General features: G+C 66.2%; 11 protein-coding genes. 3 read left to right on the top strand and 8 right to left on the bottom strand.

The features are described 5' to 3' along the window. Positions 1-84 precede the first annotated feature (84 nt). The 3 genes from AC13C7_RS18815 to AC13C7_RS18825 all read left to right on the top strand — a co-directional run bounded on the left by AC13C7_RS18815 (position 85) and on the right by AC13C7_RS18825 (position 3,178). Complete coding sequence (locus AC13C7_RS18815; RefSeq protein ID WP_172319980.1) at positions 85-1,077, top strand: type I glyceraldehyde-3-phosphate dehydrogenase; 993 nt, start codon at positions 85-87, stop codon at positions 1,075-1,077. Continuing rightward, positions 1,074-2,522, top strand: coding sequence for an NAD-dependent succinate-semialdehyde dehydrogenase (locus tag AC13C7_RS18820; RefSeq protein ID WP_482868364.1), 1,449 nt, complete (start codon positions 1,074-1,076; stop codon positions 2,520-2,522). The genes AC13C7_RS18815 and AC13C7_RS18820 overlap by 4 nt, the downstream gene beginning before the upstream one ends. A 188-nt stretch (positions 2,523-2,710) precedes the next feature. Further along, positions 2,711-3,178, top strand: a complete 468-nt coding sequence (locus AC13C7_RS18825; RefSeq protein ID WP_482868365.1) for a hypothetical protein — start codon at positions 2,711-2,713, stop codon at positions 3,176-3,178. Here AC13C7_RS18825 and AC13C7_RS18830 read toward each other — a convergent pair. The 8 genes from AC13C7_RS18830 to acs form a co-directional block, all read right to left on the bottom strand. Continuing rightward, on the bottom strand, positions 3,175-3,867 hold the full coding sequence (locus tag AC13C7_RS18830; RefSeq protein WP_482868366.1) for a GntR family transcriptional regulator: 693 nt from the start codon (positions 3,865-3,867) through the stop codon (positions 3,175-3,177). The two genes, AC13C7_RS18825 and AC13C7_RS18830, sit on opposite strands and share 4 nt — an antisense overlap. Positions 3,868-3,895: 28 nt before the next feature. Next, positions 3,896-5,902 (bottom strand): 3'-5' exonuclease, encoded by a 2,007-nt coding sequence (locus AC13C7_RS18835; protein ID WP_482868367.1) that lies wholly within the window; start codon positions 5,900-5,902, stop codon positions 3,896-3,898. A gap of 15 nt (positions 5,903-5,917) precedes the next feature. Further along, positions 5,918-6,439 (bottom strand): hypothetical protein, encoded by a 522-nt coding sequence (locus AC13C7_RS18840; protein WP_482868368.1) that lies wholly within the window; start codon positions 6,437-6,439, stop codon positions 5,918-5,920. 17 nt (positions 6,440-6,456) lie between these two features. Then, on the bottom strand, positions 6,457-8,271 hold the full coding sequence (locus AC13C7_RS18845) for a DUF294 nucleotidyltransferase-like domain-containing protein (RefSeq protein ID WP_482868369.1): 1,815 nt from the start codon (positions 8,269-8,271) through the stop codon (positions 6,457-6,459). A 118-nt stretch (positions 8,272-8,389) separates the two neighbouring features. Continuing rightward, positions 8,390-10,159 carry a sodium:solute symporter family protein gene (locus AC13C7_RS18850; protein ID WP_446117149.1) on the bottom strand — a complete coding sequence of 590 codons (1,770 nt, stop codon included), beginning with the start codon at positions 10,157-10,159 and terminating at the stop codon, positions 8,390-8,392. Positions 10,160-10,171: 12 nt separating this feature from the next. Beyond that, a complete protein-coding gene (locus AC13C7_RS18855; RefSeq protein WP_172319972.1) occupies positions 10,172-10,432 on the bottom strand; it encodes a DUF4212 domain-containing protein in 261 nt (86 codons plus the stop codon). Between the two features lie 110 nt (positions 10,433-10,542). Further along, on the bottom strand, positions 10,543-11,229 hold the full coding sequence (locus AC13C7_RS18860) for an adenylate kinase (protein WP_474889530.1): 687 nt from the start codon (positions 11,227-11,229) through the stop codon (positions 10,543-10,545). Positions 11,230-11,232: 3 nt separating this feature from the next. After that, complete coding sequence (acs, locus tag AC13C7_RS18865; protein WP_172319970.1) at positions 11,233-13,176, bottom strand: acetate--CoA ligase; 1,944 nt, start codon at positions 13,174-13,176, stop codon at positions 11,233-11,235. Positions 13,177-13,248: the final 72 nt, after the last annotated feature.

The following is a 13,248-nucleotide window of genomic DNA, read 5'->3' on the forward strand; positions in this document are numbered from 1 at the left end:
CCGCGCGGTCCGCGACGATCGCGGGTTGCACCTTCCTCGGGCGGCAGGCATCACTGCGCTGCGGTCATCCTCGGGGGCAGTCACGTGGCGAAGATCAGGGTTGTCATCAACGGGTTCGGGCGGATCGGCCGGTCGGTGCTGCGCGCCTGGCTGATCTCTGACGCCTGGCCCGAGGTCGAGATTGTCGGCGTGAACGATATCGCGCCCTTGGAGACCTGCGCCTACCTCTTTGAATATGATAGCGTTTTCGGGCCCTTCCCCGGTGGCGTCGAGGTCGAGCCCGGTGCCATGATCGCCGCGGGCCACCGCATCCCCTTCACGCAACAGCCCGACCTGGCGCAACTGAACCTCACCGGCGTCGATATCCTGATGGAATGCACCGGACGTGCCACGGATCGCGCGATTGCGGAGCAGGGGCTGGCGGCGGGCGCGGCGCGGGTGCTGGTCTCGGGGCCTGAAACGGATGCCGACCTGACCGTCGTGCTTGGCGCGAATGACGAGAAGCTGACACCTGCACATCGCATCGTCTCGAACGCCTCCTGCACCACCAACGCGCTGGCCCCGCTGGCCCGCGTGCTGGATGATGCCTGGGGCCTGGAAACCGCGCTGATGACGACGGTGCATTGCTACACAGGCAGCCAGCCGACCGTTGACATGCCGATGGCCAACCCCGCCCGCAGCCGCGCCGCCGCGCTGTCGATGGTGCCGACGACCACCAGCGCCGAGCAACTGGTCGATGTCGTGCTGCCGCATCTGGCCGGGCGCATCACCGGGTCCGCCGTGCGGGTGCCCTCGGCCTCCGTGTCCTGCGTCGATCTGGCGGTGATCCTGCGCGACAGGCCGCAGGCAGAGGATGTGCGCGCGCATCTGGCCCGCGCGGGCGGCGTGATCGGCTATACCGACAAGCCGCTGGTGTCGTCGGACCTGCGGCAAAGGCCGGAATCGCTGATCGTGGCGGGGCCTGAGATCAAGCGGTCAAAGGGCGGCATGCTGCGCGTCTTCGGCTGGTATGACAATGAATGGGGCTTTTCCTGCAGGATGCTGGATGTGGCCAAGATCATGGGAGAGATGACATGAGCGGATACAACACCTGGTTGCGTGAGGGCAATTTCATCAATGGTCAGTGGGTGGGTGCCGATAGCGGCGAAACCATCGACGTGACCAACCCGGCCACCGGCGACGTGATCGGCACGGTTCCAAACGCGGGCGGGGCCGAGACCGCGCGCGCGATTGACGCGGCGCAGGCCGCCTTTCCCGATTTCGCCGCGATGGACCTGATGTCCCGCGTCGGTCTGCTGTGGAAGCTGCACGATGCCCTGATGGACAATGCCGATGACCTGGCCGAGCTTCTGACGGTCGAGATGGGCAAGCCGCTGGCCGAGGCGAAGGGCGAAATTACCATTGGTGCGCAATACATTAGATGGTTCGCCGAGGAAGCCCGCCGCGCCAAGGGCGAGATCGTTCCGGCAGGCGTCAATGGCCGCCGCATCCTGGTGACGCGCCATCCCGTGGGCGTCGTCGGCATGATCACGCCGTGGAATTTCCCCTCCTCGATGTTGGCGCGCAAGATCGGACCGGCGCTGTCCGTGGGCTGCACCGTGGTGGCCAAACCCGCGACGGCGACGCCCTATTCGGGGCTGGCCTGGGCCGCATTGACTGAGGAGGTCGGCTTCCCGAAGGGCGTCTTGAACGTGGTCACGGGGTCCGCCCGCAAGATCGCGGGCGCGATGATGGACAGCCCCGCCGTGCGCAAGATCACCTTCACCGGCTCGACCGAGGTGGGCAAGGAGCTGATCCGCCAAAGCGCTGATACTGTTAAGAAAGTTTCGATGGAGCTTGGTGGCAACGCGCCCTTTATCGTGTTCGACGACGCCGATCTGGACAAGGCCGTCGAGGGCGCGATGGCGTCGAAATTCCGCAATGCGGGGCAGACCTGTGTCTGTGCCAACCGGCTCTATGTCCAGGCGGGGATTCACGATGCCTTCGTGGCCAGGCTGGTGGAGAAGACCGAAGCGCTGAAGGTCGGCAACGGGCTGGAGGAGGGCGTCGATCAGGGGCCGATGGTCGACATGAATGCCGTTGAAAAGGTTGAAGAATTCATCTCGGACGCCAGGCAGAAGGGCGGCGAGGTCGTCACCGGCGGCGCGCGGCATGACAAGGGCGGCAGCTTCTTCAAGCCGACGATCATCACCGCCGCGACGCAGGCCATGATGTTCGCCAGGGAAGAGATCTTCGGCCCCCTTGCCCCGGTCTTCCGCTTCGACAGCGAGGAGGAGGTCATCAAGCTGGCCAACGACACCGAGTTTGGTTTGGCCTGCTATGCCTATACACAAGATCTGGGGCGCGCCTTCCGTCTGAACGAGGGGCTGGATTATGGCATGATCGGCATCAACTCGGGCCTGATCACCACGGTTGAGGCCCCGTTCGGGGGCGTCAAGGAAAGCGGGATGGGCAAGGAGGGCGGCAGCCAGGGGCTGGAGGATTACCTCGATACGAAATACGTCTGCATCGACGGGATTTGACCGGGGTAGTCGGGTATTTCTGACAGGTTTGTCCGTTTTTTGGCGGCGGTTGGTGGGCAGAACTGCCCACCAACTACGCCAGTGTCGGCGGGGCGCCGCCTCGATCGCCGGATGACCTGCGCGACGTCTTGATCGGCGCGCGGCGCGGAGGGAGGATGCAGACCCGTCCGCATCGTCAGGAGACCGCCATGTTCCGCTTGTTCCTCGCCCTCGCCCTGATGACTGCGCCCGCCCTCGCGCAGACCGCCGACCAGGAGGCGCGGCTGGCCGATGCCGTCGCGGCGATGGAGGCGCAGAGCTTCGCCTTCTATGCCTCGATCGACCCCCGCTTCGTGCCGATCCTGACACCGCCCGAGGACGCGCCCGATTTCAGCGACAACCGGCGCTGTTTCATGGCCCGGCTGGAAGAGGGTGGCGGGCCGGACATGCTGGAGGACTATATCACCGCGCTGGAGGAGATCAGCGCGACAGAAATCACCACGCTTCTGGACCTGGGCGCGAATGTGCCGGAGGTGATGATGTCGGATGTGGTCTTTGCCGCATCCTCCGAATGCGGGTCGCTGTCCTATTCGACATCGAAGATGGTGACGCCGGAATTCCTGGCGCTGATGGATGAGCCGGAGGTCATGAACGCCTTGATGGGTCAGGCGCGCTAACCGCCAAGCGTCACGCCGTAGCCCGCAGGCCCTGCCATGCGCAGCACCTGCCGTATGATCGCAGCGCCGTCGCTGTCGTAGGCCACACGGGTCAGGCACAAAAGCGCGGTGTGGCGGTCGACCGAGAGGGCCACGGCGTCGGACATGCTGGTTTCCTCGGCGTGCAGCCTGTCCTCGACGCGGGAGGCCGTCAGCCCAAGCGCGTCAAGGATGTCGGCCAGATCGGCGGGCAGGTCTTCCGACGCCTCGGGCGCAGTCGCCACGGGGATGTGCAACTCCTCCAGCGCGAAGCGGGCACCGCCGGATTTCAACGTGCGGGCATAGTCATGCAGCCGACCGGGGCCGAACAGCGCCTGTTCGCCTGCGCCCGGACCGCGGGTGGCATGGCGGCTGCGGAAGACCTCCAAATCCAGGGCCGCGCCATCCGGGCCGCGCAGGCGGTCAATGTCCGGGGCGTCGGTTGCGGGGGCGGCGGGGCGCGCGACGATGGTGCCGCGACCGGGCTTGCGGTGCAGGTGCCCCATGCCTTCCAGCGTCATCAGCGCGCGGCGCATCGTGCCCTGGCTGACGCCAAACTCCTCGGCCAGCTCGAATTCATTGCCAAGGCGCGTCCCCTCGGGCCATTTGCCCGATTTGATCCGGCGCAGCATCTCGGCTTCGGCCTTTTTGTAGAGCGGCTCACGGGCCATATCGGGTATCCTCGTCCTCAAGGGGCGGTCAGTTCAGGTGACGGATCAACCTGGCGTGCCGGTCGAAGGCCGCGATGGCCTGGCCCATTGTCGGCAGGTTTGCCGCCTCCATCATCGGGATCATCTTGGCAAAGGCCGTCGCCGTGGCGATCGCGTCCCCGATGGCTGTATGGCGGTCCTGTTCGGGAATGCCAATGGCCAGACGGTCGCAGAGCGCATCGAGGGTATGTTCCGCCGATCCGCCGAAGAGGATGGCCGACAAAAGCACGGTATCGAGGATCGGCTGATCGAAGCGCAGGCCGATCTCGGATTCGCGGCGTTGCAGGAAGGCCATGTCGAAGGGCGCGTTATGGGCCACCAGCGGACAGCCGCCCGCGAAGCGGTGGAACCGGGTGAGGGCCTGCGCGACGTCCGGCGCGTCGGCCACCATCTCGTTGGTGACATGATGCACTGCGGTCGAGGCGGGGGGGATCTTGCGGCCCGGATTGACCAGCATGTCGAAACGTTCGCCCGGTTGCAGCTTGCCATTGACGACGCGCACGGCGGCGATCTGGCAGATCTCGTCCACTTGCGGGTTGAGGCCGGTGGTCTCGGTGTCGAAGATCACGAAATCGAGCTGGCGCAGGCGCGCTTCCGACAGCTGATCGGGCAGGCGGGCATGGAGCAGGTCGAAATCGTAGCGCATCGCGGCGGGGCCGGTCCGGCTGCCCGAAAGCGACAGGCGCAAGGGGAAACGCAGCGAGGCGCGGCCATCCGAGGCGGGCTCGACCGTGACGCGGGTGCCGTGGAACAGCACCACGTCACGGCCCGAGAAGCGGGTAAAGCCGGGGGTCAGCGGCGCGGCGAGCCACTGGGCGATCTTGTCGGGCGTGGGCGTGGGGCCGGTGGCAGAAAGCGTGACCATCGCGGTCATGGAATCGGCGATACTGATCGAGAGGTGAAAGCCGGTCGCGCCCGCGCCCGCCCAGGAGAGCGCGAGTTTTTCCAGCAGGCGCACCGCCGCGAAGCCGTCAAAGCGCATCCGCAGATCGGCGATGTCATCGGTCAGGGGGATGTCCTTGCGGGCGAGCCGTGCGCGCAACCCGGTGGCCAGGGTCTGGGCGGGCAGCGCCTCCAGCGGCCACCACTTGGCGTCGGTCTCGGATTTCTCGCGGCGAATGCGGGCGGTCAGCGCGGTGAGGTCGGCGCGGGCGGGGTCGGGGAGGGTCGGCAGCGCCTCGGTCACGCCTTCCAGCAGGTCGTTCAGAAGATGCGCGCGTTGCGCCTGCACCAGAAGGCCGCGGCCCTGGTCGCGCAGGCGCAGGACATAGCCGGGGGCCTCGGTTTCCTGGCCCACAAGGTGCATCAGGTGCAGGCGCGCCTCCAAAAGGCGGGTGCCCTCGACGGTGGCGCAGAGGATGTCGGCGCGGTCCTCGGCCGTTGCGGGGTCGCGCAGCCGGTCATAGGCTTGCAGGATCGGGCCGGGCAGCAGCAGGTCCGAGAGCGGACGGTTGAGGGAGAGCGCCTCGCTATCGCCCAAAACCCGGCCCGCCTGCGCATTGTAGAGCGCGATATTATGCTCGGGCGTGCAGAAGAGGACGCCATCGGGCGAGCCTGCCAAGAGCGCCTCGAGCCGGGCCTTTTCACGCGAGAGCTTGGCGGTTTCGCGGCCCACCTCCATCGCCATGGCGTTGCGGGTCTCGGTCAGGTGATCGGCGACGGCGGCGGCGGCGGGGGCCAGATCGCCCAGATAGCGCGCGGGTGCGTGGTCGATGCCGGTTTCCACATCGGCATGGGCGCGGGCGCGCATCTCGGCGGCCAGCTGCTCGACCGGGCGGGCGACATGTTCGTCGAACTTGACCCAGACCCAGGTTGTCAGCCCGATAATGGCCAGCGATGCCACCAGCCCCGCGACGATGAACGCGGGCAGGGCGTCGGGATCGCCGAGCCGCATGTAGCCAAGCACCATGCCGCCCACCACCAGCGCCGCCCCGCCAAGCGCCAGCAGCGCGAAAAAGAGGAAGATGCGCAGGCGGAGGCTGAGATGGGTAAGCATCGGGCGGCCTTTCGGTTATGCCTCGTCGCAGAGGGCCGCGCGCAGCGGGTCGCCTTCGGGCATGGCGTTCCAGCGCGCGTCGTCGCCAAGCGCCGCTTCGGTCAGGTCGGGCTGGTCGATCAGGGTCATCTGGCGGCCCGCCTCGCAATCGACGGCCATCGGCACCTCGGTGATCGCGGCCCATCGGCCATAGACATAGAGGTTGACCAACTGCACGCCGGGCAGTGCGTCATTCATGCGGATCGAGGCGCGGTCAAGCGCGATGAAGCCGTTTACATAGGGGCGCACATAGGTCCAGGGCTGATACCAGGCGGTGTGTTCGCGCGAAACGATGACCTCCATCCCCTCGGGCAGGTTGCCGACCTGGTTGTCGAACCAGGTATATTCGGTCGAGACCGTCGCCACGATCATGGCCCCGCCCGCGAAAAGGGGCGTGATCCAGGCGGGCAGGCGTCCCCGGAAGGTCATGCGCAGGAGCATGGCAAGCCCCGCGCCGCCGATCCCGGCGATGAAAACGGCAATGAGGGTGAAGAACATGCGCGTTCCTTCCGCGTCTAGCTGAGGATGCCGCGGCCCTGGCCGGCGGCGGATTGCATCGTCTTGACCACCACGAAGGCGTCGCGCAGGTGGCTGCGCTCGAAATCGGAAAGGTCGGTAGGGGTCATGAAATTGTCGGGCGTCTCGCCGCGCCTGATCTGCGCGGCCTGATGCGCGAGGCGGATATCGGCGATCATGTCATAGGCGTCCAGCAGGTCGCGCCCGCCGGTGGGCGAGACCTGCCCGCCGGTGATCGCAGCCTCAAGCCTTGCGCGGGTATTAGCGGCGCGGTGGCGCCCGCGCAGGGCGTAGATGCGGCCCAGATCGACGATCGGCACGACGCCGTTATGTTTCAGATCGACGCTGTTCTTGTTCTCGCCCGAGCGGATCGTGGCGAAACCGCGAAAGAGGCCGAGCGGCGGCTGATGCTTGAGCGAGTTGGAGACCATATGCGCCACGAAGATCGAGTTTTCCGAGGCCCGGCGCAAGGTCTCATCCTGCAAGCCGTCAAAGAGGCTCTCATCGCCGCCGATGGGGCGCAGGTCGAACATGACGCTGGCCAGCATCTGTGCCTCGGGGTCGGGCGAGGCGATCCAGCCCTCGAAATACTCGCGCCAGACGCGCAGGGGTTGGCGCCAGCGATCCGCCGTCGCCATCATGTCGCCGGGGCAGTAGAAATAGCCGCAGGCATCCAGCCCGTCCGAGACGATCCTGGCCAGCGACTTGAAATAGGCGTCATGCGCGGGGGTCATGTCGTCATGGAGGATCAGGCAGTTGTCCTGGTCCGAAACGCCGGTCTGTTCCTGGCGCCCTTGGCTGCCACAGGCCAGCCACAGATAGGGCACCGGCGGGGGGCCGAGCCTCTCTTCGGCCATCGCCAGCAAGCGGCGGGTGGTGGCGTCGCAGATGTCGGTGATCAGGCGGGTGACGACCTGGTGCGCGTTATGACCGCCGACCAGTTGCACCAGAAGCTGCGGGATGGCGTGGACGACCCGCGCGAGATCCTTGATTGAGGACGCATCCGCGATCTCGCCGATCATCGCGGCCGAGGATTGCGCCTGGAACCGGGTCAGGTCGGTCTGGGTCAGGATGCCGACAAGGCGGCCCGCATCGACCACGGGCATATGGGTGATGTGGCGTTCCACCATCCGGTGCAGCACGTCCGAGACCAGCGCCGAGGGCGGCAGGGTGACCGGATCGGGGGTCATCACCTGCGCCACGGGTGTCTCGGGCGGCAGCCCTTCCGCGACGGCGCGGTTGGTCAGGTCGCGGGTGGTCAGGATACCGGCAAGCTTCGCGTCCCGCATCACCATCAGCGAGGAAACGGAGTTGTCGCGCATCCGGCCCGCGGCGGCCCGGATCGCGGTGTCGGGCGTACAGGTCAGGGGATCGCGGGTCATCACATCGGCCAGCGACATGGTGGTCAGGTCCTGGCGCTTGGCGCGGGCGGGGCGGCTGCGGTCGAAGAAGCGCGCGATACCGGGATGGTCGGCGACCAGCGCGGTGAACACATCGGCGGGGATCGACAGGAGGGCCGTCGCGTTGGTGGCGCGCGCCGAGGTCGCGGCGGTGCCGTCGCGCAAGAGGCCGCGTTCGCCGAAGGAATTGCCGGGGCCGAGCTGCGACAGGACGGACCCGGCCTCGTCGCTGACCTCGACCCGGCCCTCGGCAATCAGGTAGAGCGCGGGCAGCCGGTCGCCATGGGCATAGATCTGTTGATCGGCCTCGAAACGCGCCTCGCCGACATGGGCGACCAGATCGCGCAGCGCATCGGCGTCGAGACTGTCATATGGGTGCGTCCGGGCGAGGATGTCGGCGATGGGCAGCGGCATGGATCGGTCCCGGATCAGGCATGAAATGGAAAACGGCGCATCCCGAGGGTTTCAGGATGCGCCGGTCTTGGGGCTCCGGGGGCCGCATGGTGGCGCGCCCCCCGGATCATTGCGCATCTCAGTGGTCGGCGGCTGCCGCACCCGCGCCACGCGGCACGCGGATGCTCTCGACCAGGTCGACGATCTCCTGCGGCGGCTCCTCGGTCGCGTTGGACACGATATAGGCCACACCGAAGTTGATCAGCGCGCCGATGGCACCGAACGAGGTCGACTTGATCGGCCCGAGCAGCGGGTCGGCGTCATCGAAGCTGGCGGTGCCAGGGATGAAGAACCAGCCCTTGTGCAGGAAGATGTAGACCAGGGTCACGATCAGACCTGCCAGCATCCCCCAGACCGCGCCCTTGTTGTTCACGCGCTTGGAGAAGATGCCCATCATCAGCGCCGGGAAGATCGACGCCGCCGCCAGACCGAAGGCCAGGGCCACGGTTTGCGCCGCGAAGCCCGGAGGGTTCAGACCCAGGTAGGTCGCGACCACAATGGCACCGGCCATCGCGATACGGGCCCACATCAGTTCACCCTTTTCCGAGATGCTCGGATTGAGCTGACCCTTGATCAGGTCGTGACTGATGGCACCCGAGATGGCCAGGAGCAGACCCGCAGCCGTGGACAGCGCCGCTGCCAGACCACCGGCAGCCACCAGCGCGATCACCCAACCGGGAAGGTTGGCGATCTCGGGGTTGGCCAGCACCAGGATGTCGCGGTTCACGGTCAGCTCGGAGCCTTCCCAGCCACGCGCTTCGGCGGTATCGGCGAAGCTTGCCGAGCCGTCATTGTACCACTGGATCAAGCCGTCGCCATTGGCGTCGTTGAAGGTCAGCAGGCCGGTGATCTCCCAGTTCTGCATCCATTCGGGACGATCGTCATAGGCGATCGGTTCCTCGGCGGTGCCGTTCGGGTAGACCGTGTCGATCAAGTTCAGACGCGCCATTGCGCCAACGGCGGGGGCCGTCAGGTAGAGCAGCGCGATGAAGACCAGCGCCCAACCGGCGGACCAGCGGGCATCGGCGACGCGGGGCACCGTGAAGAAGCGGATGATGACATGCGGCAAACCGGCCGTGCCGATCATCAGCGACAGGGTGAAGAGCACCATGTTCAGGGTCGAGCCCTGCGCGGCGGTGTATTCGGCAAAGCCGAGATCCTGCACCACCTGGTCCAGACGCTCCAGAAGCGGCACGCCGCTTGCGGTGTGATCCGAGAACAGGCCGAGCGCGGGGATCGGGTTGCCGGTCAGTTGCAGCGAGATGAACACGGCCGGAATCGTGTAGGCGGTGATCAGAACGATATACTGGGCTACCTGGGTATAGGTCACGCCCTTCATGCCACCCAGAACCGCGTAGAAGAACACCACCGCGGCACCGATCATCAGGCCCCAGAAGTTCGACACTTCCAGGAAGCGCGAGAAGGCCACGCCGACGCCGGTCATCTGGCCGATAACGTAGGTCACCGAGGCCACGATCAGGCAGACCACGGCCACCATGCGGGCGGTCGGGCTGTAGAAGCGGTCGCCGATAAACTCCGGCACGGTGAATTTGCCGAACTTGCGCAGGTAGGGCGCGAGCAGCAGCGCCAGCAGCACGTAGCCGCCGGTCCAGCCCATCAGGAACGAGCTGTTGTCATAGCCGGTGAAGGCGATGAGGCCGGCCATCGAGATGAACGAGGCCGCCGACATCCAGTCGGCCGCCGTGGCCATCCCGTTGGTGACGGGGTGAATGCCGCGGTTGGCGGCGTAGAATTCGGACGTGGACCCGGCACGGGCCCAGATCGCGATGCCGATGTAGAGCGCGAAGGTCGCGCCCACGAACAGCAGGTTGAGGGTATATTGATCCATAATCTCCGCCCCTTATTCTTCGTCGACGCCATACTGGCGGTCGAGCTTGTTCATGCGCCAGGCATAGAAGAAGATCAGCGCCAGAAAGACGAGGATGGAGCCCTGTTGGGCAAACCAGAAGCCCAGATCGGTGCCGCCGACCGCGATGCCGGAGAGCATCGGGCGCAACAGGATACCGAAGCCGAACGACACCAAGGCCCAGATTATCAGGCAAATGGTGACGAGGCGGATATTGGCCGCCCAGTACTCGTTGTTTGATGGCGTCTCTGCCATGAGGTAGTCTCCCTTTTGTTTTGGTCCCCCCGGCGGGTGATGGAAAGCGTGCCAGGGCCGGAACGTCGCCGGTGCCCGTTTCCCGCGGGCATCGGCTTCTTGAAAGCGGGTCAGCCGTCCGAGACCTCCTTGACGATCTGGGTCAGCTTCTCCGCAACATCGTCGATCGGCGCCATGGCCGGGACGGGCTTGAGGTTTCCGCGCAGCGCGTAATAGTCGATCAGCGGCGCGGTCTGCATGTGATAGGCACCGAGCCGCGTGCGCACGGTCTCGGCGTTGTCGTCGGGGCGGCGGGTGAACTGGGTCGATCCGCATTTGTCGCAGACGCCCTCGCTGGCGGGGGGCTTGTTGTCGTCGTGATAGCCCTCGCCGCATTCGGCGCAGGTGTAGCGGCCCGCGATGCGGCCGACCATGGCCTCGTCATCGACCTCAAGGCTGATCACGGCGCTGATCGGCGCGCCGCGGTCCAGCATCAGCGCGTCCAGCGCCTCGGCCTGGGCCTCGGTGCGGGGAAAGCCGTCGAGGATGATGCCCTTGCCGGTGTCGGGCTGATCAAGGCGGTCCTTGAGGATGGCCAGCACGATCTCGTCCGAGACAAGCTGCCCTTCCGCCATCACCTGCTTGGCGACCTTGCCCGCGGGCGTGCCCTGGGCCACCGCCTCGCGCAGCAGGTCGCCGGTCGAAAGCTGGACCAGGCCAAACGCCTCGGTAAGCATCCGCGCCTGGGTGCCCTTGCCCGCGCCCGGAGGCCCGAGCAGGATCAGGTTGACGGGATGTGTCTGGGTCTCGGCGTCCATGTCCTATCCTTCCGCGCGGTTGGCGATCAGGTCATCGACCACGGACGGATCGGCCAGCGTCGAGGTATCGCCGAGCGAGCCGGTGTCGTTCTCCGCGATCTTGCGCAGGATGCGGCGCATGATCTTGCCCGAGCGGGTCTTGGGCAGGCCGGGGGCCCATTGGATCACGTCGGGCTTGGCGATCGGGCCGATCTCGTTGCGGACCCAGTCGGAGAGGGTTTTCTTGAGGTCGTCCGAAGGCGTCTCGTCATTCATCAGCGTGACGTAGCAATAGATGCCCTGGCCCTTGATCGGGTGCGGGTAGCCGACCACGGCGGCCTCTGAGACGGTTTCATGCGCGACCAGGGCGGATTCCACCTCGGCCGTGCCCATGCGGTGGCCGGAGACGTTGATCACGTCATCGACGCGGCCTGTGATCCAGTAGTCGCCATCGGCGTCGCGCTTGCAGCCGTCGCCGGAGAAGTAATAGCCCTTGTAGTCCGAGAAATAGGTTTTCACGAACCGGTCATGGTCGCCATAGACGGTGCGCATCTGACCCGGCCAGCTATCGGCCAGCACCAGTACGCCCTCGACATCGTTGCCCTCGATCACCTCGCCCGTCGTCGGTTCCAGCACCAGCGGCTTGACCCCGAAGAACGGCTTTTGCGCCGCCCCCGGTTTCAGCTCATGCGCGCCGGGCAGTGCCGTCATCATGTGGCCGCCGGTCTCGGTCTGCCACCAGGTGTCGACGATGGGGCATCTGCCCTTGCCGACATGGGTGTTGTACCAGTTCCAGGCCTCGGGGTTGATCGGCTCGCCCACGGTGCCGAGCAGCTTGAGGCTGGACAGGTCGTGCTTCTCGACCGGCTCCGGGCCCTTGCCCATCAGCGCGCGAATGGCGGTCGGCGCGGTGTAGAACTGGTTCACCTTGTGCTTTTCGCAGACGGCCCAGAACCGGCCCGCATCGGGGTAGGTCGGCACGCCCTCGAACATCAGCGTGGTCGCGCCATTGGCCAGCGGCCCGTAGACGATATAGCTGTGGCCGGTGACCCAGCCGACATCCGCCGTGCACCAGAACACATCGCCCTCGTGGTAGTCGAAGACATATTCATGCGTCATCGAGGCATAGACGAGGTAGCCGCCGGTGGAATGCACCACGCCCTTGGGCTGGCCGGTGGAGCCGGAGGTGTAGAGGATGAAAAGCGGATCTTCGGCGTTCATTTCCTCGGGCGGGCAATCGGCGCCGACACGTTCGGCGACATCGTCATACCAGACATCGCGCCCGCCGACCCAGGCGACCTGGCCGCCGGTGCGCTTGACCACCAGGCATTTGGTGTCGATCACGTTGTGCAGGAGCGCCTTGTTGACGTTGTCCTTGAGTTCCGTCACCCGGCCCCCGCGCGGCGCGCCGTCCGAGGTGATCACCAGCTTGGCGCCCGAGCCGTTGATGCGCGCGGCCAGCGCGTCGGGCGAGAAGCCCGCGAAGACGATGGAATGGACCGCCCCGATCCGGGCGCAGGCCAGCATGGCATAGGCGGCCTCGGGGATCATCGGCAGGTAGAGGACGACGCGGTCGCCTTTCTCGACGCCCAGATCCTTGAGGACATTGGCGAAGGTGCCGACCTTTTCGGCCAGCTCGTTATAGGTGATGTGCAGCGCGTCATCGCCGGGCTCATCCGGTTCCCAGATGATCGCGGTCTGGTCGCCGCGCGTGGCAAGGTGGCGGTCGATGCAGTTGGCGGCGACGTTCAGCGTGCCGTCCTCGTACCATTTCACATGCACGTCGTCATGCGCGAAGGAGGTGTCCTTGACCTTCGTGTAGGGCTTGATCCAGTCGATGCGCTGGCCATGCTCGCGCCAGAAGCCTTCGGGGTCGTTGATCGAGGCGGCATACATCTCGTCGTATTTGGCGGAGTCGATATGGGCGCCTGTCAGCAGGGCGGGCGTCTTTTTGGTCGTGTCGGGCAAGGTAGTCCCCCTCGTTCAGTCCGGTTCCTCATCCCAGGCAATCGGCGCGTCGAACCGGGTGCTGATCCGCGA

Source organism: Alterinioella sp. B-7 (assembly GCF_056857775.1).

Bases quoted from the DNA above. Each gene is read 5' to 3' on its own strand.
- AC13C7_RS18825 (WP_482868365.1), top strand. From the start codon at position 2,711: ATGTTCCGCTTGTTCCTCGCCCTCGCCCTGATGACTGCGCCCGCCCTC.
- AC13C7_RS18840 (WP_482868368.1), bottom strand. From the start codon at position 6,439: ATGTTCTTCACCCTCATTGCCGTTTTCATCGCCGGGATCGGCGGCGCG.
- AC13C7_RS18855 (WP_172319972.1), bottom strand. From the start codon at position 10,432: ATGGCAGAGACGCCATCAAACAACGAGTACTGGGCGGCCAATATCCGC.
- AC13C7_RS18820 (WP_482868364.1), top strand. From the start codon at position 1,074: ATGAGCGGATACAACACCTGGTTGCGTGAGGGCAATTTCATCAATGGT.
- AC13C7_RS18850 (WP_446117149.1), bottom strand. From the start codon at position 10,159: ATGGATCAATATACCCTCAACCTGCTGTTCGTGGGCGCGACCTTCGCG.
- AC13C7_RS18835 (WP_482868367.1), bottom strand. From the start codon at position 5,902: ATGCTTACCCATCTCAGCCTCCGCCTGCGCATCTTCCTCTTTTTCGCG.
- AC13C7_RS18860 (WP_474889530.1), bottom strand. From the start codon at position 11,229: ATGGACGCCGAGACCCAGACACATCCCGTCAACCTGATCCTGCTCGGG.
- AC13C7_RS18845 (WP_482868369.1), bottom strand. From the start codon at position 8,271: ATGCCGCTGCCCATCGCCGACATCCTCGCCCGGACGCACCCATATGAC.
- AC13C7_RS18830 (WP_482868366.1), bottom strand. From the start codon at position 3,867: ATGGCCCGTGAGCCGCTCTACAAAAAGGCCGAAGCCGAGATGCTGCGC.